This window comes from Micromonospora chalcea (assembly GCF_028768405.1).
GTDB classification, from domain to species: Bacteria; Actinomycetota; Actinomycetes; order Mycobacteriales; family Micromonosporaceae; genus Micromonospora; species Micromonospora chalcea.
Window position 1 is genome coordinate 5,848,217 of the sequence record NZ_CP118233.1, and the last position, 18,166, is coordinate 5,866,382.

At 73.7% G+C, this 18,166-nt stretch carries 17 protein-coding genes; 13 read left to right on the plus strand and 4 right to left on the minus strand.

Going from position 1 to position 18,166, the window contains the following annotated elements; translation table 11 throughout:
- Window positions 1-2: 2 nt before the first annotated feature.
- From PVK74_RS26485 to PVK74_RS26495, 3 genes are all read left to right on the plus strand, one after another.
- Window positions 3-1,958 carry a vWA domain-containing protein gene (locus PVK74_RS26485; RefSeq protein ID WP_274477473.1) on the plus strand — a complete coding sequence of 652 codons (1,956 nt, stop codon included), beginning with the start codon at window positions 3-5 and terminating at the stop codon, window positions 1,956-1,958.
- Between the two features lie 962 nt (window positions 1,959-2,920).
- Complete coding sequence (locus PVK74_RS26490; protein WP_274477474.1) at window positions 2,921-3,496, plus strand: hypothetical protein; 576 nt, start codon at window positions 2,921-2,923, stop codon at window positions 3,494-3,496.
- A gap of 137 nt (window positions 3,497-3,633) precedes the next feature.
- A complete protein-coding gene (locus PVK74_RS26495; protein ID WP_064447233.1) occupies window positions 3,634-4,110 on the plus strand; it encodes a hypothetical protein in 477 nt (158 codons plus the stop codon).
- Window positions 4,111-4,148: 38 nt separating this feature from the next.
- On the opposite strand, the gene PVK74_RS26500 is transcribed toward PVK74_RS26495, so the two are convergent.
- On the minus strand, window positions 4,149-5,252 hold the full coding sequence (locus tag PVK74_RS26500) for a GlxA family transcriptional regulator (RefSeq protein WP_274477475.1): 1,104 nt from the start codon (window positions 5,250-5,252) through the stop codon (window positions 4,149-4,151).
- A 53-nt stretch (window positions 5,253-5,305) separates the two neighbouring features.
- Between PVK74_RS26500 and PVK74_RS26505 the strand changes: the two genes are divergently transcribed.
- Window positions 5,306-6,604: an MFS transporter gene (locus PVK74_RS26505; protein WP_064446869.1), complete on the plus strand. Its 1,299-nt coding sequence runs from the start codon at window positions 5,306-5,308 to the stop codon at window positions 6,602-6,604.
- A gap of 15 nt (window positions 6,605-6,619) precedes the next feature.
- Here PVK74_RS26505 and PVK74_RS26510 read toward each other — a convergent pair whose 3' ends face one another.
- From PVK74_RS26510 to PVK74_RS26520, 3 genes are read right to left on the minus strand one after another with little or no spacing between them, the layout of a single operon-like run.
- On the minus strand, window positions 6,620-7,336 hold the full coding sequence (locus PVK74_RS26510) for an RICIN domain-containing protein (protein ID WP_113971947.1): 717 nt from the start codon (window positions 7,334-7,336) through the stop codon (window positions 6,620-6,622).
- 58 nt (window positions 7,337-7,394) lie between these two features.
- Window positions 7,395-7,679, minus strand: coding sequence for a DUF427 domain-containing protein (locus tag PVK74_RS26515; RefSeq protein WP_043330617.1), 285 nt, complete (start codon window positions 7,677-7,679; stop codon window positions 7,395-7,397).
- Window positions 7,680-7,719: 40 nt separating this feature from the next.
- The gene (locus PVK74_RS26520; RefSeq protein WP_069087588.1) at window positions 7,720-8,190 is read right to left on the minus strand and encodes an aminoacyl-tRNA deacylase; all 471 of its coding nucleotides are present in this window, start codon (window positions 8,188-8,190) and stop codon (window positions 7,720-7,722) included.
- A gap of 91 nt (window positions 8,191-8,281) precedes the next feature.
- On the opposite strand from PVK74_RS26520, the gene PVK74_RS26525 reads away from it, so the two are divergent.
- The 9 genes from PVK74_RS26525 to PVK74_RS26565 all read left to right on the plus strand — a co-directional run bounded on the left by PVK74_RS26525 (window position 8,282) and on the right by PVK74_RS26565 (window position 18,041).
- Window positions 8,282-9,667 carry an FAD-binding oxidoreductase gene (locus PVK74_RS26525; protein ID WP_274477476.1) on the plus strand — a complete coding sequence of 462 codons (1,386 nt, stop codon included), beginning with the start codon at window positions 8,282-8,284 and terminating at the stop codon, window positions 9,665-9,667.
- Window positions 9,664-11,007: a class I SAM-dependent methyltransferase gene (locus PVK74_RS26530; protein WP_274477477.1), complete on the plus strand. Its 1,344-nt coding sequence runs from the start codon at window positions 9,664-9,666 to the stop codon at window positions 11,005-11,007. Before PVK74_RS26525 ends, PVK74_RS26530 begins: the two co-directional genes overlap by 4 nt.
- Before the next feature lie 91 nt (window positions 11,008-11,098).
- Window positions 11,099-11,659 carry a winged helix-turn-helix domain-containing protein gene (locus PVK74_RS26535; RefSeq protein ID WP_187693773.1) on the plus strand — a complete coding sequence of 187 codons (561 nt, stop codon included), beginning with the start codon at window positions 11,099-11,101 and terminating at the stop codon, window positions 11,657-11,659.
- Complete coding sequence (locus PVK74_RS26540) at window positions 11,652-12,479, plus strand: SRPBCC family protein (protein ID WP_274477478.1); 828 nt, start codon at window positions 11,652-11,654, stop codon at window positions 12,477-12,479. Before PVK74_RS26535 ends, PVK74_RS26540 begins: the two co-directional genes overlap by 8 nt.
- A 78-nt stretch (window positions 12,480-12,557) precedes the next feature.
- Window positions 12,558-12,791, plus strand: coding sequence for a zinc-ribbon domain-containing protein (locus tag PVK74_RS26545; RefSeq protein ID WP_043326332.1), 234 nt, complete (start codon window positions 12,558-12,560; stop codon window positions 12,789-12,791).
- A gap of 2 nt (window positions 12,792-12,793) precedes the next feature.
- Window positions 12,794-12,970, plus strand: a complete 177-nt coding sequence (locus tag PVK74_RS26550) for a hypothetical protein (protein WP_274477479.1) — start codon at window positions 12,794-12,796, stop codon at window positions 12,968-12,970.
- Window positions 12,971-13,042: 72 nt separating this feature from the next.
- Window positions 13,043-14,113 (plus strand): hypothetical protein, encoded by a 1,071-nt coding sequence (locus tag PVK74_RS26555; protein WP_043326330.1) that lies wholly within the window; start codon window positions 13,043-13,045, stop codon window positions 14,111-14,113.
- Complete coding sequence (locus PVK74_RS26560) at window positions 14,110-15,615, plus strand: hypothetical protein (protein ID WP_274477480.1); 1,506 nt, start codon at window positions 14,110-14,112, stop codon at window positions 15,613-15,615. Before PVK74_RS26555 ends, PVK74_RS26560 begins: the two co-directional genes overlap by 4 nt.
- Window positions 15,616-15,761: 146 nt before the next feature.
- Window positions 15,762-18,041 carry a putative bifunctional diguanylate cyclase/phosphodiesterase gene (locus PVK74_RS26565; RefSeq protein ID WP_181373807.1) on the plus strand — a complete coding sequence of 760 codons (2,280 nt, stop codon included), beginning with the start codon at window positions 15,762-15,764 and terminating at the stop codon, window positions 18,039-18,041.
- Window positions 18,042-18,166 lie beyond the last annotated feature (125 nt).

The following is an 18,166-nucleotide window of genomic DNA, read 5'->3' on the forward strand; positions in this document are numbered from 1 at the left end:
CAATGGCCGGCGGCAACCGCTTCCGGTACGGGCAGTGGCGCGGCGGACCCGACCCGCTCGCCCCGCCGTACGACGTGCGCGCCGCGGTGGACGCGGTCGGCTCGGACGTGCTCGCCGGCGGCAGCCTGCGCGAGTCGCTGCGTGAGCTGCTGCGGCGCGGCCCGCAGGGGAGGGGCGGCCTGGACGACCTGGCCGCCCGCGCCCGCCGCCTGCGCCGGGAGGCGCTGCGCCGCGGCGACCTGGACGGCGCCGTAACCCGGGCCCGCGCGCTGCTCGATCAGGCGCTCGCCGCCGAACGCGACGAGCTGCGCGGCCGCGACGGCGACGACGCCCGGTTCGCCGAGGCCGTGCTCGACAACCTGCCCCGCTCCACCGCCCGCGCGGTGTCGGAGCTTTCCGGGTACGACTGGGCCAGCGCCGAGGCCCGGCAGACCTACCAGCGCATCCTCGACGGGTTGCGTGGCGACGTGCTGGAGCAGCGCTTCGCCGGGCTGCGCGACGCGGCGCGGGCCGCCGCCGACCCGGCCGCCCAGCGGCAGCTCGCCGAGATGATGCGCGACCTCAACGACCTGCTCGCCCGGCACGCCCGCTCGGAGGACACCACCGACGCGTTCGCCGAGTTCATGGGGCGGCACGGGGAGTTCTTCCCGGAACGGCCCAGGAACGTCGACGAGCTGATCGACGTGCTGGCCCGGCGGGCGGCTGCAGGTGAGCGACTGATGCGGTCGCTGTCCGACCGGCAGCGCGAGGAACTGGCCGGACTGATGCGCCAGTCGCTCGGCGACCGGCTCGCCGGTGAGCTGTCCCAGCTCGACGCGCACCTGCGGTCGCTGCGGCCGGACCTCAACTGGCAGCGCGGCGAGCGCGTACGCGGCGACCAGCCGCTCGGCTACGGCGAGGCCACCGGCGCGCTCGACGAGATCGCCGAACTCGACGAGCTGCTGGACTCCCTCGACCAGGACCAGCCCGGCGCCACGCTCGACGACGTCGACGTGGAGGCGGTCGCCCGCACGCTGGGCCGTGACGCCGCCGACGACGTACGCCGGTTGCAGGAACTGGAACGCGAGCTGCGCCGCCAGGGCTGGGTCACCCGCGACGCGGAAGGGCTGACGCTCAGCCCGAAAGCGCTGCGCCGGCTCGCGAGCACCGCGCTGCGGCGCGTCTTCTCCGACCTGACCGCCGGCCCGCGCGGCCAGCACGACCTCCGCACCGCGGGCGCGGCCGGCGAGGTGAGCGGGGCGTCCCGCCCCTGGGAGCACGGCGACGAGCAGCCCCTGGACGTGGTGCGCACGCTCACCCGCGCGGTACGCCGGGCCGGGCCCGGAGTGCCGGTTCCGCTGGCTGTCGACGACTTCGAGGTGGTGGAGACCGAACGCCGGGCGTCGGCGGCCGTGGTGCTCTGCGTCGACCTGTCGTACTCGATGATCTCGCAGGGGCGCTGGGGCCCGATGAAACAGACCGCGCTGGCCCTGTCGCACCTGATGGCCACCCGGTTCCCGCAGGACGCGCTGCAGATCGTCGGCTTCGGCCGGGAGGCGATGCCGCTGACCCAGCAGGAGCTGGCGGCGGTGGAGCCGGACATGCAGCAGGGCACGAACCTGCAGCACGCGCTGCGGCTCGCCGGCCGGCACCTGCGCCGCCACCCCGGTGCCGAGCCGGTGGTGCTCGTGGTCACCGACGGCGAGCCCACCGCGCACCTGGACCCGGAGGACGGCGAGGCGTACTTCCACTGGCCGCCGCTGCCGGAGACCATCTCGGCGACGATCCGGGAGGTGGACCGGCTGACCCGGTACGGCGCGACGCTCAACCTGTTCATGCTGGGCGACGACCCGGGGCTGCGCCGGTTCGTGGACGCGGTGGCGCGGCGCTCTGGTGGCCGGATGTTCACCCCCGACCTGGACGACCTGGGCGAGTACGTGGTGTCCGACTACCTACGAGCCCGCCACGGCCGCCGCTGACCCGCGCTCCCTCGTCCTCCCGCTCCCGTCCCCGCGTGTTCTCGTCGATCTTGGAGTTGTGGCGCCCAGGATGCCCGGGTTCGCACTCTTCGCGAGGCACCACAACTCCAAGATCCCCGACCCCAGGCCCCCTGAGCGCGCGCGATCTTGCACTTCGGTGCCCCGCAAACCGGGCGAATCGGGTGCTCGGAGGGCGCAAACTGCAAGATCGCGGGGCCGGTCGCGGCCGCTTCGCTCCCGTCCAGCGCACGTCCTGCCCGGTCGCGTCGATCATGAACTTGGCGGCACTTGGTGTCCGGTTTGTCACCGTTAACCTCATGATCAACCCGGTGTGGGGGCCTGGTGAAGGCTTGTCGGACCTTGGAGTTGTGGTGCCCGGGATGCCCGGCTTGACGCCCTTCGTGAGGTGCCACAACTCCAAGATCGCGGTGATCAAGGAGTTAGTGGGCTCGTGGGTGCCGGAAAGGGCCGCAATCTCCTTGATCACGGGGCACAGAGCGAGGTGCCCGGATGGGCTGGGCGAATCTGGTCGATGGTGTGCGGGGTGTCGGGTTCGGGGGTGGTGGGCGGCACTCTGGTGGCGGAATCGTGGGCGGGCCGGTGGCGTTGTAACCGGGTGAACGATCGAGCAGGGCCGCGCCCCCGGAGCGAGGGGGTGCGGGCTGTGGGAACAGTGCCGGCCGTTGAGTACGTGCGACGGCGTGAGCCGCGGGGAATGATCTCGTCCGGCTGGTCGTTGAGCCTGGTTCCGACGACGTGAACCCCCGCCGCCCCCGGCGGCGAGCTGGCCCGGGAATGATGCCGGGTCGACGGTCGTTGGACATGCTTCCGGCGCCGCGGAGAGGCCCCCAGCCCCGCGAGCAGCCGAGATCCCCTGAGACTTTCTTGAGCGCCTGACGGTGCCCACGCACCCCCGGTCCCCCCCCGGGGGGGTGTGTCGACCCCCGAATGGAGCCCCCATCATGAACACGATTCTGCGTAAGAGCGTTCTGGGTATTGCTGGTCTGGCTTTCACCGGTGGCGTGTTCGCCGGCCCGGTCGCCGCCCACGCGGCCGACACCACCCACGCCGTCAAGCCGGTCACCGCCACCGTGCAGGGTGACAAGCTGATTCCGCACGGCGTGCAGGGCGCCCAGTCCCGCATCGACCTCAATGACGAGCAGACCGCCAACGTCAAGGCGATCATCGCGGCGACGAAGAAGGCCGGCATGGACGAGCGTGCCGCGGTCGTGTCGATCGCGACCGCGTTGCAGGAGTCGAAGCTGGAGAACCTCGGTCACCTCGGTGACCGTAACGACCACGACTCGCAGGGCCTGTTCCAGCAGCGCCCGTCCTCCGGTTGGGGCACGGTCGAGCAGATCACCGACCCCGAGTACTCCACGACCGCGTTCCTGAAGGGTCTGAAGCAGGTCGACGGCTGGCAGGACATGCCGCTGACCAAGGCCGCCCAGACCGTCCAGGTGAGCGCGTACCCGGACCACTACGCCCAGTGGGAGCAGCAGGCCGCCGACCTCGTCGCCCAGCACTGGAACAAGTAAGACAAAACGTGAAGGCCGGCACCCCGAACCAACGGGGTGCCGGCCTTCACGCCTGTCCGGACCCGTCCGGGTGAACCGGGCGCGGTAGCCGGGGTGGGCGCGGCAGCGACGGGGGTTGGATGCGGGACATGGACGAGGTGGACGTCGCGGCACTGCGGCAGGCGTACGACGAACTGTTCGCGGAGATCGACGCGGGCGGGTTCGGGCCGCCGCCGGAGGGGCAACTCAGCGCCGAGCAGATCGTCGCGCACCTCGCCGCCAACGACGAGCTGATGAGCGAGGCGACCGAGGCGGTGCTGGCCGGTTCGCCGTTCGCCTACTACGACCTGGACACCATTCACCGGCCGCAGCTGGACGCGCTGGTGTCCGAGTGCGGCGGGCTGGACGGCCTGGCGGTGCTGTTCCGGGCCACCAGCCAGAAGCTGTGCGCGCTGGCCGACCGGCTCGGCCCGGCGGCGGAGACACCTGTGGACACGGTGCTACGCGAGGGCTTCGACCTGGACGTGGACGAGTCGCTGCCCTGGGGCAGGGCGCTGGACCTGCACATCCGCGTGCACCTGCCACTGCACCTGACCCAGCTCCGCGCCTTGCGCCGCCAGCCCCACCTCGCCTGACCGCGGGACCGCCCGCCGCCGATCCGCCCCGCCGCCGATCATGGAGTTGTGGCGGTGGACAACTCCGGCACGTCCGGCCTTCCAGGCGCCACAACTCCAAGATCGACGGGAGCGGGGCGCGGGGAACGCGGGGACGTCGCGGGGGACGTCGCGGGGGAAGGGTGGCGGAACGTGCGGCGGTAGGCGGTGGGGGCCACGCCGACCCGGGCGTGGAAGTGCTGGCGGAGCGCGGCTGTGGTGCCGAAACCTGCGTCCTGGGCGATGCGGTCGACGCTCAGGTCAGTGGTCTCCAGCAGCACCCGGGCGTGCTCGGTGCGCTGCTGGAGCAGCCACTGCGCCGGGCTGAGCCCGGTCTCGGAGCGGAAGTGCCGGGTGAACGTGCGGACGCTCATCCGCGCGTGCGCGGCCATATCGCGCAACGCCACCGGCTCGTGCAGGCGCTGCCGGGCCCACTCGCGGGTGGCGGCGGTGCCGTGGTCGGTGCCCCGGGGCACCGGCCGTTCGATGTACTGGGCCTGCCCGCCGTCCCGCCACGGCGGCACCACGCAGCGCCGGGCCGCCCGGTTGGCCGCCGCGCTGCCGTGGTCGGTACGGACGACGTGCAGGCACAGGTCGATGCCGGCGGCCACCCCGGCCGAGGTGAGCACGCGCCCGTCGTCGACGAAGAGCACGTCGGGGTCGAGTCGTACGCCGGGGTGCAGGCGACGGAAGCGTGGGGCGTACGCCCAGTGGGTGGTGGCCGGGCGGCCGTCGAGCAGACCGGCGGCGGCCAGCACGAACGCGCCGGTGCAGATGGACATGACGCGCGCTCCCCGGGTGTACGCGGCGCGCAGCGCGTCGGCCGCCTCGGCGGCCACCGTGCCGTCGAGCAGTGGCGGACCGGCGTGGATGCCGGGGACGATCACGGTGTCGGCGGTGTCGAGGAGTTCCAGGCCGTGGTCGGGGAGCACCTGGAAGCCGGCGCTGCTGCGTACCGGCTGCCCGCCGGGGGTGCACGTGGCGACGAGGTACAGGGGGACGCCGCCGTCGGTGCGGGCGGCGCCGAAGACCTGGGCGGGGGTGCCGAGGTCGAGTGCCACCACGCCGTCGAGGGCGAGGACTGCGACCCGGTGCGGTACGGACATGGCCCGATTATTGCGCATGATGGCTTTCCGGCCACTCGTCGGCGAGGCCACCCCGGTCCGAGACTCGGCTGGTGAACCGATCCCGCCTGCACCCGGCCTGGCTCGTCGCCGCCGTCGCCTTCGTCGCGCTCGTCGGCGCGGCCGGTTTCCGGGCCACACCCGGCGTGCTACTGCACCCGCTGCACGCCGAGTTCGGCTGGCCGCTGGCGACCATCTCCGCCGCCGTCTCGGTCAACCTGCTGCTGTACGGGCTCACCGCGCCGTTCGCCGCCGCGCTGATGGACCGGTTCGGCATCCGCCGGGTGGTGGCCGGCGCGCTGGTGCTGGTGGCCGCCGGAAGTGGCCTGACCGTGGCGATGACCGAGAGCTGGCAGCTCATCCTGTGCTGGGGCGTCCTCGTCGGGCTGGGCACCGGCTCGATGGCCCTGGCGTTCGTGGCGACGGTGACCGGGCGCTGGTTCGTCAAGCGCCGGGGCCTGGTGACGGGTGTGCTCACCGCGGGTGGGGCGGCCGGGCAGCTGGTCTTCCTCCCGCTGCTGGCGGTGCTGGTGCGCGACCACGGCTGGCGCACGGCGGCACTCGTCGTGGCCGGGGCCGCGCTGGCGGTCGTACCCCTTGTGGTGTGGTTGTTGCGCGAGCACCCGGCGGATCTGGGGCGGCCCGCCTACGGCGCGACGGAGGTCGTGCCGCCGGCCCGGCCGGAGGGCGGCGCGGCGGCCCGGGCGGTCGGCGCGCTCGCCGCCGCCGCGCGGACGCGGCCGTTCTGGCTGCTCGCCGCTGGTTTCGCGATCTGCGGCGCGACCACGAACGGCCTGGTGGGTACGCACTTCGTGCCGGCCGCGCACGACCACGGCATGCCGGAGACCACAGCGGCCGGGCTGCTCGCCCTGGTCGGGCTCTTCGACATCGCCGGTTCGATCGCCTCCGGCTGGCTCACCGACCGGGTCGACGCGCGGCTGCTGCTCGGCGCCTACTACGCGTTGCGCGGGGCGTCGCTGCTGGTGCTGCCGAGCCTGTTCGCCGGGTCGGCCCGGCCGAGCATGCTGGTCTTCATCGTCTTCTACGGGCTGGACTGGGTGGCGACGGTGCCGCCCACCGTGGCGCTGTGCCGGGAGTGGTTCGGCGCGTCCGGGGCGGTGGTGTTCGGCTGGGTGTTCGCCGCGCACCAGTTCGGGGCCGCGCTCGCGGCCACCGGCGCCGGGCTGGTCCGGGACCGGCTCGGCGACTACGCGATGGCCTGGTACGTGGCGGGCGCGCTGTCGGTCGGCGCGGCCGGGCTGTCGCTGCTGCTGCGCCGCCGTCCCGCCGACGAACCGGCGTTCGCGCTCCCGGTGGTCGCGGGCCGGCGGGCCTGGAGCTACCGGGGTTGACGCCCGCGCTGCCGGTCAGCCGACCGCCCACTGCTGCTCCGGAGCGCCGCTGCACGGCGCCTGCTCCAGCTCACGGCCGGGCTCGGTGCCCGCGTCGTCGACCTGCGCGCACTTGCCGCTGTGCACCGCGACCAGCAGCGCCACGCCGTCGCCGGCCTGCTGGAACCGCCACTGCTGGTTGGCCTGCCCGTTGCAGGACCACTGCTGCACGTCCGTGCCGTCGTCGGTCTTCGCCTCGTTGACGTCCAGGCACTTGCTGCTCGCGGCGTTGACCAGCAGGTAGGTGTCGTTCGTGACCGGCGTGACCACCCACTGCTGCTCGGGCCCGCCGGTGCAGTCGGCGAGCGCTGCCTGCGCGCCCTCGGCCTCGTCGCCGGTCACGCCGAGGCAGCGCCCGGACGGCACGCCCCGGAGCACCTTCGGCGTGGCCACCGGCGCGGCCGGGGTGGTCGGCGCCGCGCTCGGCGAGGGCGACGGCGTGGGCTCCGCCGACGGTTCCGCGCTCGGCTCGCTCGCCGTCGCGGTCGGCACTGCCGCCGCCGGCACCACCGGCCGCTCGTCGCCACCGCCGAGCACGCCGGTGGCGAAGAAGGCCCCGAGGAGTACGCCGGTCACGCCGACGCCCAGCGCGATCCGCATCAGCGGGTCCTGCGGCAGCCGGAGACCACGGGCGCCACGGGCGCGGCGGGCCCCGTAGACGGTGCCGGACGGGTCGGAGTGCGGGTCGGCCATGGGAGCATGGTGACCCACCGGGGCCGCCGGGTGCCAGTCACCCCGGCGGCACGGTGACTCAGTCGACGACCCGGACGTCCTTCCAGAACGCCACCCGGTCGCGGACCATCTCCGCCTCCGGCTTCGGGTCGCTGTAGTACCAGACGGCGTCCGGGCTGGTCACGCCGCCGTGTTCGAGCGTGTAGTAGGAGGCGGTGCCCTTCCACGGGCAGACCGTGTGGGTGTCGGAGGGGCGGATCAGGTCCTCGCGCAGGGCCGTACGGGGGAAGTAGTGGTTGCCCTCGACCAGCACCGTGTCGTCGCTCTCGGCGACGACGAGGTCGTTCCAGACGGCTTTCGGCATGTCCTCCACGCTATGCCGCCGGCCCTCCACCGGCCACCGCTCAGCGCGTCGGCTCCTCGTCTGTCACGTCGGCCACAGTCGCGCCGAGCGCGGCCAGCGCGGTGTCCGCGTCGACGGCGACGGCGAGGCCGTGCTCGCCCGCGCCGAGCGTGATCTCCCGGCCGCGCAGCCGCTCGTCGGCGACCACCGGCCAGGCGGTGGTGGAGCCGAACGGCGTGATGGTGCCGCGCGCGTACCCGGTGGCGGCCTTCGCCGCCTCGGCGTCCGGCATCGACAGCCGGCTGACACCGAGCAGGGCGCGCAGCTTCGGCCAGGAGATCACCCGGCCGCCGGGGGTCAGCACGAACAGCAGGTCGCCCTCGCCGCGGCGGACCACGATCGTCTTGACCACGTCCGGCACCTCGACGCCGCGCGCCGCGGCCGCCTCGGCGAGGCTCGCCACCGGGCCGTGCCGGATGACCCGGTACGGCAGGCCGGTGTGGTCGAGAGCGGTCAGCGCGGGATTCGCCATGGCGGTCACGGTAACGCGCGCGCCGACCGTGAGTCGGCGAGGCCATCGTGGACGTCCCCCGAATTGTCGTACCCGCGCGTAAGGTGATCTCATGCACGCTGTCCGTGATCATGAACGGGCGGTGGACACGCTGCGGCGCTCCTACGCCGCGGTGCCCGCCGGGGAACCCGTACGGCTGGCCAAGCAGACCTCGAACCTCTTCCGGCCACGTTCCGCTCCACGTACGCCGGGTCTGGACGTGAGCGGCCTGACCGGGGTGCTCGCCGTCGACCCGGCGGCCCGCACCGCCGACGTGCAGGGCATGTGCACCTACGAGGATCTGGTCGACGCGACGCTGCCGCACGGCCTGATGCCGCTTGTCGTGCCGCAGTTGCGCACGATCACGCTGGGCGGCGCGGTGACCGGGCTGGGCATCGAGTCCACCTCCTTCCGCAACGGCCTGCCGCACGAGTCTGTGCTGGAGATGGACGTGCTCACCGGCTCGGGAGAGATCGTCACGACCCGGCCCCGGGGCGAGCACGCCGAGCTGCACCGGGCCTTCCCCAACTCGCTGGGCAGCCTCGGCTACGCCACCCGGCTGCGCATCGAGCTGCAACCGGTACGCCGTCACATGGCGCTGCGCAACATCCGGTTCACCCGGCCGGAGGAACTGGTCGACGCGGTCGGCGAGGTGGTGGCCAAGGGCGCCTGGGGCGGCGAGCCGGTCGACGCCATGGACGGGGTGATGTTCAGCCCCGGCGAGGCGTACCTCGTGCTCGGCACGTTCACCGACGAGGCCGAGGACGGTCCGTCCGACTACACCGGCCAGGAGATCTACTACCGCTCGTTGCGTCGGCGCACCCGGGACACGCTCACCGCGTACGACTATCTCTGGCGCTGGGACACCGACTGGTTCTGGTGTTCGGCGGCGTTCGGGGTGCAGCACCCGGTGGTGCGGAGGCTGTGGCCGCGGCGCTACCGGCGCAGCGACGTCTACCACCGGATCGTGCGGCTGGAGCACCGGCACCAGGTGGCCGCGCGCGTCGACAGGTGGCGGGGCCGCCCGGCCCGCGAACGGGTGGTGCAGGACGTGGAGGTCCCGCTGGACCGCACGCCCGAGTTCCTGCGCTGGTTCGCGGCGAACGTGGGCATGACGCCGGTGTGGCTGTGCCCGCTGCGGCTGCGCGAGCCCGCCGGCCCCGGGTCGGCGAAGGCGTGGCCGCTATATCCGCTCCGACCGGGCGAAACGTATGTGAACATCGGCTTCTGGGGAAGCGTGCCCATCGCGGCGGGCGCCGCCGACGGGGACGTCAACCGCCAGATCGAGCGCAAGGTGTCGGAGGTGGGCGGTCACAAGTCGCTCTACTCCGACGCGTACTACGACCGGGGCGAGTTCGACCGGCTCTACGGCGGGGAGACCTGGCGCGCCGTGAAGGACCGCTACGACCCGGACCACCGACTCACCGGACTGTACGAGAAGGCGGTAACCCGAGCATGAGTCTGACCGACCGAACACCGGGGGCGGCGAGCGCCCCGGCCGGCCCGCCGGCGGGCGGCCGGCGTACCGGACCCACAGTCGCGGACGTGGTCCGCGCGGTCACCACCGGCGACCTGCCCGTCCGGGTGACCGGCTACGACGGCAGCGCGGTGGGCCCGGCCGACGCCGGCATCACCCTGGCGATCCACACCGAGCGCGGCTTGTCCTACCTGCTCACCGCGCCCGGCGACCTGGGCATGGCCCGGGCCTACGTCAGCGGCGACCTCGGGCTGGAGGGCGTGCACCCGGGCGACCCGTACGATGCGCTGCGGGTCATCAAGGACGAGGTGCCGCTGCGGATCCCGGCGATGAGCGAGGCGCTCGCGCTGGTCCGCGGGCTGGGCTGGGAACGGCTGCGTCCGCCGCCGCCCCCGCCGCAGGAGGCGGCCCCGCGCTGGCGGCGGCTGATGACCGGGCTGCGTCACTCGCGTACCCGGGACAGCAGCGCGATCTCGCACCACTACGACGTGTCGAACGCCTTCTACGAGAAGGTGCTCGGGCCGTCCATGACGTACACCTGCGCGGTTTTCCGCAGCCCCGGCGACACCCTCGAAGAGGCGCAGCGGGCCAAGTACGACCTGGTCGCGGGCAAGCTGGCGCTCAAGCCGGGGATGCGGCTGCTGGACGTCGGCTGCGGCTGGGGCGGCATGGTCCGGCACGCGGCCCGCGAGTACGGCGTCAAGGCGCTCGGCGTCACCCTGTCCCGCGCGCAGGCCGAGTGGGCGCGGGCGGCGATCGAGCGGGAGGGGCTGAGCGAGCTGGCGGAGGTGCGCCACCTGGACTACCGGGACGCGCCGCACGAGCAGTTCGACGCGATCTCCTCGATCGGGCTGACCGAGCACATCGGCGTGCGCAACTACCCGGCCTACTTCGGCGCGCTGCGCTCCCGGCTCAAGCCCGGCGGGCGACTGCTCAACCACTGCATCACCCGGGCCGACAACCGGGCGCCGCACCGCTCCGGCGCGTTCATCGACAGGTACGTCTTCCCGGACGGCGAGCTGGCCGGTCCGGGTCGGCTGATCAGCGAGATCCACGACGCCGGGTTCGAGGTGCACCACGAGGAGAACCTGCGCCAGCACTACGCGCTGACGCTCGCCGGCTGGTGCCGCAACCTGGTCGAGCACTGGGACTTCTGCGTCGGCGAGGTCGGGCCGGGCACCGCCAAGGTGTGGGGCCTCTACATGGCCGGCTCCCGGCTGGCGTTCGAGCGCAACGGCATCCAGCTGCACCACGTGCTCGCCACGCACAACGGCCCGGAAGGGGTGAACGGGTACCCGCTGCGTCCGGACTGGACGCCCTGACCGGTCGTACCGACGAGAGGCCGCGCGGACCGCGCGGCCTCTCGTCGAAGTCATTGACAAAGAAGTTTTGTACGTACAAACTGATTTTGCCATGAGAGACGTCCTGTACCTGGAACAGCGCGAGCAGGCCGAGGCCCTGCTCAAGCCGCAGCGCATCGAGGTGCTACGGCAACTGGCCGAACCCCGCACCTGCACCGAGGTCGCGGCCCGGCTGGAACAGACGCCGCAGCGCGTCTACTACCACGTCAAGCAGCTCGTCGCGGCCGGGCTGGCCGAGCAGGTGGCGCAGCGCCAGGTGCGCGGCATCACCGAGGGCATCTACCAGGCCGCCGCCCGGTCGTACTGGCTCTCGCCCCGCCTGGTCGGCCGCATCGGCGGCGCCCGCCGGGCCCGCGACGAGCTGAGCCTGGGCTACCTGCTCGACCTCATGGAAGAGGTCCAGGCCGACATCGCCGCGCTCGACCGCGCCGCCCCCGAACTGCCGTCCGTCGGCGTCTCCGGCGAGATCCGGGTGCCCGCCGAGCGACGGCAGGAGTTCCTGCACGACCTGCAGACGACGCTGCAGGACCTGTTCACGCGCTACGGCGGCGCCGAGGGCGACGCCTTCAAACTCGCCGTGGCCTGCTACCCGAAAGGCGACAAGCATGAGTGAGCCGATGACCATCCGCGCCCGCCTCGCCGCACCCGTGGCGACCGTCCGCCGAGCCCTGACCGACCCCGCCGAGCTGCGCGTCTGGCTGGCCGAGCACGCCGAGGTCGAGCTGCCCCGGCGGTACGAGTTCTGGGGCCGCTACACGCCCGAGGGCGACGCGCCACACCAGCGGCTGCTGCACGTCGACGACCGGACACTGCGCTTCGCGTGGACGCTCGACGGGGTGGAGACCACCACCGAGTTCGAACTGGAGCCCGACGGCGACGGCACGATACTCACGCTGCGGCAGAGCCACTTCGACTACGCGGAGGCGATGAGCGGCAGCAGCATCCGGGGCGTGCTCCAGACGTACTGGTACCTGGCGATCGCCCACCTCAACGACCACCTGGACGGCCGGCCGCTGCTGCCGCGTACCGATTTCACCTCCGCCGACCTGCGCGGCGAGGTGGTCATCGACGCGCCGATGGACAAGGTGTGGACGTCGCTCACCGACTCGGCGCAGGTCACCGCCTGGTTCGGCTACCCGATCGGCGTGGAGCCCTGGGAGGGCGGCCGGTACGCGATGGGCGGCCTCGACGCCGGTGAGGCCGCGAAGGTGTTCGACGTGACGCCGGGGCGGGCGCTGTCCATCGACTGGGGGCCCGTCGGCGTGACGTCCTGGGAACTGGCGGAGTCCGACGGCCGGACGAAGCTGACGTTCGTGCAGTCCGGCTTCGACGAGGGCAACCCGCCGTACGCGGCGTGGAGCGGGAACGTGGCCGGGTGGGCCGAGCTGCGGCGCTTCCACGAGGTGCCCAACTGGAAGCCGATCTGGCTGTAAGGAAGGGCCCCCTCTTAACGCCTCCGGTAGAGGAGGGGGCCCCTTTTAACACGGCGCCCGGGTGGGTAATGCCGGGCGATGTTCTTCATCTTCGGGCTGCGGACCAAGGTCGTCCGGTCCGGCGTCGTCACCGAGGTCTGCCGCAACTGCGGCAACCAGGCCGCCCAGGTGATCACCCGCCGGGTCACCAAGTTCAGCCTCTTCTTCGTCCCGCTGATCCCGCTGCGCACCCGGTACGCGCAGCAGTGCACGTTCTGCGGCGCCGAGTACGACATCTCCCGCGCCGAGGCCGAGCGCCTCCCGGTCGGCTGACCGTGACCCGCTTCCTCTACTGGCTGATCGGCCGGCAGCCGGCCGCTCCGGTCGCCCCGCCGGTGCACACCGCCGCCCGTCCACCCTGCACCCCCGGGCGGCGGCACCACCGCCGGCGTCGCCGGGTCGCGGGCGCGCAGTCGCCCCGCTCGCCCTGGAACCGTTCCGCCGACCGCTGACGCACCGTGTTAATAAGGGGCCCTTCCTCTACCGGAGGCGTTAACAGGGGGCCCTTCCTTACACTTCATCGGGTGGAAGATCGGCTGGCACGGATCAGGGGTGGTGGGCCGCCCCGGCGGCACAACGCCCGTACCATCGCCGCGCTGACCGGCAACCCCGGCTGCACCCGCCGCGCCGTGCTGGACAGCGCGGGCGCGGACAAGCCGGCGCTGGCCGAGCGACTCGGCTTCCCGGCCCGCTTCGGTCAGTCCCGCTTCGCGATCACCCGCGGCAACGCGTTCGAGGCGCAGGTGAAGGCCGACGGCGGGAAGGAGCTGCTGCGCCTGGTCGCGGAGCGGCTCGGCGTACCCGTCCCGGAGGGCGCGACCTGGACCGACCTCGGCGCCGACGACGACCGGCCGGAACGGTCCCGGGCGGCGCTCACCGCGAGCGGCGACGGCCCGGCGCTGTTCGACCACCCGCTGCTCGGCCTGGACGTGGCGGGTACCCGGGTGCACCTGGAACCGGATCTGGTCGCCGCCCGGCTGGCGGGCCGGTTCCACGTCGTGGAGATCAAGTCGTTCCCGGTGATCGACGGGCAGGCCGACCCGGGCAAGGTCGCCGCCGCCGCGATCCAGTCCGCCGTCTACGTGCTGGCGTTGCGCGAGCTGCTCGCCGCCGAGGGACACGACCCGGAGCTGGTGTCGCACGAGGTGGTGCTGGTCTGCCCGCGCGACTTCGCCAACCAGCCGGTGGCCAGTCTGCTCGACGTGCGCCGCCAGCTGCTGGTGCTGCGCCGCCAGCTGGCCCGGATGGCCCGGGTCGAGGACCTGCTCGCCGCCGTGCCGGCCGGGTTCACGGTCGATCCGGCGGCCGATCCGGCGACGCTCGCCGCCGCGCTGCACGAGGTGCCGGCCCGCTACGCGCCTGATTGCCTGGCCGCCTGCGAGCTGGCGTACTTCTGCCGGCACGAGGCGCGCGGGCAGACCGGCGCGCTGGGCCGGCCGGTCCGCGAGGCGCTGGGCGGCGTCGAGGAGGTGGCCGACGTGCTGGCGCTCGCCGAGGGTTCGGCCGCGCCCGAGCCGGGGCAGGCGGAGGCCGCCGCGCTGCTGCGGGCCGCCGCGCGCCTGCGCGCCGACGCCCTCGCCGGGCAGACCGCATGAGTACGCTGCGCGCGCTCGCCCGGGCGCAGGCGGTCGTCTCCGGGCGGGCCCAGCCGGTGGCCACCGTCCGGCACCTGCACCTGTCGGAGCGGCCGTTGGTGCTGGTGCCGCTCGCGCTCGCCGGTGAGGCGAACGCCCCGCTCGCCGCGATGGTCGGCGCCGCGCCCGACGAGGCCCGGCTGCTGGTGGTGCCGCAGCCGCGCAACCGGGACCAGCGGTTCGCGTTCGCCGCCGAGCTGGCCGCGATCGTGCTGCCGTACCTGGACGAGTTCCGTGACCTGACCGAGGCGGTGCCGGTGGACCGGGGCCGCGACGTCCGCCACCGGTACGTCGACGCGCCGCAACTGCTGGTGCCGAACCCGGCCGGGATCACGTTCCTGCGGCTGTTCGGGCGCTCGACCCGGTTCCGCCGTACCGACGGTGACTATCCGGTGCACCAGTCGGTGCCGCTGCTGGGTCGCTGGCTGACGTTCTTCGCCGAGCGTGCCGAGCAGCCCGGCTCGTCGGCGCTGCTGGCGTTGACCGAGGCGCTGACGTTGCACTGGGCGACCGGGCAGAGCGTGGTGGAGGACCTGCATCTGCCGGCGGTGCTGGGCTGGCTGGACCCGCCGGCCGGGCTGACCGGGGCCGAGGCGGCGGCCCGCGCCGAGGACCCGGCACACTGCCCGCCGGCCGGGCCGGCCACCGACCCGGACTTCGACAACCGCCGGCTCGCCCCGGCGATCGAGGCGTACACCCGGGCCGGGGACGACCCGGCGGCCCGCGCGGCCGCGTACGACGAGCTTGCCGGCCTGCTGCGCGACCAGCTCGCGCCCACCTGGGAGCTGATGTGGCGCGGCGTCGGCCTGCTGCGGACGCTGCCGGCCGGTGCTCGGGTGGCCGGCCGGTGGGCCGGTGACCGGGACGCGTTCACCGCGCACGCCGAGCACGTCGACGCCGGGGGCGGCCCGCAGCCGCGGCGCGACGGCGCGGTGGCGGCGGCGCTGCGGTTGCAGCGGCTGGAACGGGCGTCGACCGCGTGGGCGGTGCAGCGCGCCTACGACGATCCGCTGGTGATGGCCGAGCACCGGCTGTCCGGTGAGGCGTTCGTCGGCGAGGTGACGCTCGCCGACCCGGCGCGGGTGGACGACTCCGGCAAACGGCCGGTGCTGCGCCCGCGCATCCAGGTGGTCACCACCGAGCCGGTGCCGATGCCGGTGGGCGCGAGGCTGTACTCGCCGCAGCGCCCGGCGCAGAAGGCGACTGTGGTGTTCGTGACGCCCGGCGCGGACGGCAAGACCGAGGTGGTGCTGGAACTGTCCGGCGGGATGGGCCGGGGGCTGACCGCGCCGCCCGGCAGCGTCCCGGAGGTGGGCGAGCGGATCTGCCTGACCAGCCTCTCCGACGGTTTCCTGCCGGGTGGCGCGTTCCCCGCGCCGGAGGAGACGCCGTGGACGCACGGCGGCCCGCCCGGCACGGCCGCCGCACCGCCGGACCCGGCCCCGGCGGAGGACTGGTCCTGACCGTCACGGTCCGCTGACCGACAGCCGTCGACTCTGGCGGCGGCCCCCGGCGCTGACTAGGCTTGCGCCGTCCGTCGTCCTGCCCTCGGCGTCGAGGGTGCACGTCTGGAAGAGAGCCGGAGCGCATCGTTGTACCCCAGCTCGACGTGAGCCTCGCCGCCGCTGCGCCGGCCCGTCATCCGCTCGCCGGCCGTGTCGGACTTGTCGCGGCCGCCGTCGTCGTACTCGGGGAGACGGCCTGGCTGGTCGCCCGGCTGCCCGGCGCGGCGCTGGTCAGCGACCTCGGCGCGGTTGCGGTGTCGAGCCTCGCGGCGGTGCTCTGCGTCGGCGCGGCGCGGCGCCACCCGGTCGCGCTACGCCGGTTCTGGGAGCTGCTCGCGGTCACCATGGTCCTCGCCGCGCTCGGCCGTACGGTGTGGACGGTCGAGCGTCTCGGCGGGCTCGGGCTGCCGCACACGCCGCTGGTCGCCGGACTGTTCGCCGGCGGCATCGTCACCGGCACCGCCGCCCTGCTCAGTTTCCGCGCCGGCCCGCGCAGCCTGATCGGCCGGGCACGCACCCTGCTCGACGGGGTCATCGTCGGGCTGGCCCTCCTCCCGATCGGCTGGGTGGTGGTGTTCCAGGAGATCACCGAGGCCGGCCTGGCCGATCCGATGCGTACGTTCGGCCTGCTCTACCCGATGTTCGACCTGATGCAGCTCACCATCCTGGTGGCGGTCGCCGGTCCGGGCCGGCCGATGTGGCGGGCGCTCACCGTGATCGGGGCGGGCCTGGCGATCCGGGCCGGCGCGGACGCCGTCTACGTCTCCCTGGTCGCGCACGGCAACTACACGCCCGGTCACCCGGTCGACATCTGCTGGCCGCTGAGCTACCTGCTGGTCGGCCTGGCCACCCGCTATCCGCCGCCGGTCGACGAGGACGGCGACGACGACGTGGTCGAGTCACCGCTGCCGCCGTGGTGGCGGGTGGCGCTGCCGTACCTGCCGGTGGGCGGCGCGATCGTCGCGGTCATGCTGTCGCGGCGGCCCAGCGGGCAGACCCCGCACGTGGTCTTCGTCGGCATGATGGCCCTGCTCGGCGTACTGGCGCTGCGTCAGGGGCTGGCCGCGAACGAGAACCTGCGGCTGGTCGGCCGGCTGCGCCGGCTCGCGTACTCCGACCAGCTCACCGGCCTGCCGAACCGGCTGACGTTCGTCCGGCGGCTGCGGCGGGCGTTGCGCACCGGCGGGCCGGTCGCTGTGGTGCTGCTCGACCTGGACGGCTTCAAGCAGGTGAACGACAGGTTCGGGCACGCCGCCGGGGACCGGCTGCTCACCGCCACGGCGGAGCGCATGCGGGACGCGGTCGGCCCGGACGGGATGATCGCGCGGCTGGGCGGCGACGAGTTCGCGGTGCTGGTCGCCGGGGACCGCGCGGTGCCGCCCGAGCGGCTCGCGATCCGGCTGCTGGCCGCGCTGGAGCCGCTGCCCGGCGAGGAGGACCTGGGAGTGCACCCGTCGGCGAGCATCGGCATCGCCGAGTACGGGCCGCAGCACGCCTCGCACACCGACCTGCTCCGCGACGCCGACATCGCCATGTACGCGGCGAAGGCGGCCGGCAAGGCCGCGTACCGCACGTGCACGCCGCAACTGCGCGAGTCGGCGGTCAGCCGCGCCGAGCTGATCGCCGACCTGCGCCGGGCGGTGGACGAGGGCCAGTTGCTGATGGAGTTCCAGCCGATCGTCGACCTCGACACCGGCGCGGTACGCAGCGCCGAGGCGCTGGTGCGCTGGCGGCATCCCCGCCTCGGCGTGCTCACCCCGGCCCGGTTCCTGCCGCTGGCGGAGGAGACCGGGCTGATCGTGGCGATCGACAGGTGGGTCATCCACGAGGCGTGCCGGGCCGCGGCGACCTGGCGCGCGCACGCGCCGGAGGTGACGGTCGCGGTCAACATCGCCGCCGCCCACCTGTGCCGGCCCGACCTGATCGCCACCGTCACCGGCGCGGTCGCCGCGGCCGGCCTGCCGCCCCGCGCGCTCACCCTGGAACTCACCGAGTCCGCGCTGATCGAGGGCAGCGAGGCGGTGCTGGACCGGCTGTCCCAGCTGCGTGACCTCGGCATCCGCATCGCCATCGACGACTTCGGCACCGGCTACTCGTCGCTGAGCTATCTGCACCGCATCCCGGCCACCGAGCTGAAGATCGACAGGTCGTTCGTGTCCCGGCTGGACGCCGGGGACAGCCGCGCGTACGCCACAGTCGAGATGGTGAACCGGCTGGCCGGCGCGTTCGACCTGGCCGTGGTGGCCGAGGGTGTGGAGACGGTCGCGCAGCACGCGGCGGTCACCGCGATCGGCTGCCGGCAGGGCCAGGGCTGGCGGTACGGCCGCCCGGCCGCCCTGACCGACCTGCTTCCCGCGTTGTCCGGGGCGGGCGCGGACCGCTGACCGGCCCGGGTCCACGGGGGCCGAAGGTCCCGGACGGGACAGGGGGTTCGACCCTGCTCACGGGCGGTCCGGCACCGCCATGATGGTTCTCGTCAACAAGACGAACACACCCTCCACACGGGAGC